Genomic DNA, 1,291 nt, shown 5'->3' on the forward strand with positions numbered 1-1,291 from the left:
ACCAGGCCGGCGAAGACCACCGGCAGCACCAGCGCCACACCGAACAGGCCGGCGCCGAACACTCGGCCGGTCCCTTGACCAACGGCGGTTCCCGCTAACGAGAATGAGTGACCATCACTCGTTCGGGGGGACCGATGAGGGCAACAGTGCGAACGGCCGCCGTGGCGCTGGCCGTGCTGTTCGGGCCGGTGGCGGCCGGCTGTTCCGCGGGCGCGGACCGACACGCCGGTGTCGAGGCCGAGGCGGTGACTCTCGCCGACGCGCCGGTGCATCTGCGGATCACCGGACTCGCCGGGGGCGAGCAGGTCACCGTCACCTCGTCCGCCGACGACCACCGCGGGCAGCAGTGGCAGGCCCGCGCCGTGTTCCGCGCCGACCGGCACGGCACCGTGGCGCTCGACACGGCGGCCCCGCTCGCCGGCGGATCGTACGCCGCCGCCGACGGGATGGGGCTGTTCTGGTCGATGGACCCGGTCGGCCGGCCCGCCGACCGCTCGGGATTCCTGCCGGTCTTCCCCGAAGCGAGGCCCTCCTTCGATGTGCGGATCACCGTGACGGCGCACGGCCGGGAACTGGCCGGCCGGACGCTCACCCGGCAGTGGACGGGCGCCGGGGTGTCCACCGAACGGCTGACCGTGGCCCGCGACCACGTCGACGGCCAGCTGTTCCTCCCGCCGCCGGGCACCCCGGCGAAGTCGGCGGTGCTGGTCTTCGGCGGCTCGGAGGGCGGCGACAGCCAGCGGTACACGGCGGCGCTGCTCGCCTCGCACGGCCATCCGGCCCTCGCCGTCGCCTACTTCGCCGAGCCGGGGCTGCCGGCCACCCTGCACGACGTGCCGCTCGAGTACTTCCGGACGGCCGCGCGCCTGCTCGCCGCGCAGCCCGCGGCGGCGTCGGCGCCCGTGGTCGTGATGGGGTACTCGCGCGGCAGCGAGGCCGCCCTGCTGCTCGCCCAGGACTACCCCGACCTCGTCCGGGGCGCCGTGGTCTACTCGCCCTCCGCGCAGGTCAATCCCGGCCTGCCGAACGGCGGCGACGCCTGGACGGTCGAGGGCCGGGCCGTGCCGCGGCAGCCGATCCCGCTGGACCGGGTCAGCGGCCCGATCCTCGCCGTCGCGGGCGAGTCCGACCTGCTCTGGCCGGCGCCGGGATGGGCGCGGGCGATCGGCGCGGCGGTGCCCGGCGCGAAGCCCCGGCAGGCGCTGGTGTACCCGGACGCCGGCCACGGAGTCGGCACCTTCCCGTACCTGTCCGCCCCCACGCAGTTCGTCAACCCGACCAGCGGCCGGGT

General features: G+C 75.8%; 1 protein-coding gene. It reads left to right on the forward strand.

The genetic code is table 11. The features are described from left to right. Window positions 1–146: 146 nt before the first annotated feature. On the forward strand, window positions 147–1,291 hold a 1,145-nt coding region (locus ABZ641_RS37935), incomplete at its 3' end, for an acyl-CoA thioesterase/BAAT N-terminal domain-containing protein (protein WP_359989175.1).

Origin of the sequence: Kitasatospora sp. NPDC007106, assembly GCF_040634455.1 — a bacterium.
Classification (GTDB): Bacteria; Actinomycetota; Actinomycetes; order Streptomycetales; family Streptomycetaceae; genus Kitasatospora; species Kitasatospora arboriphila.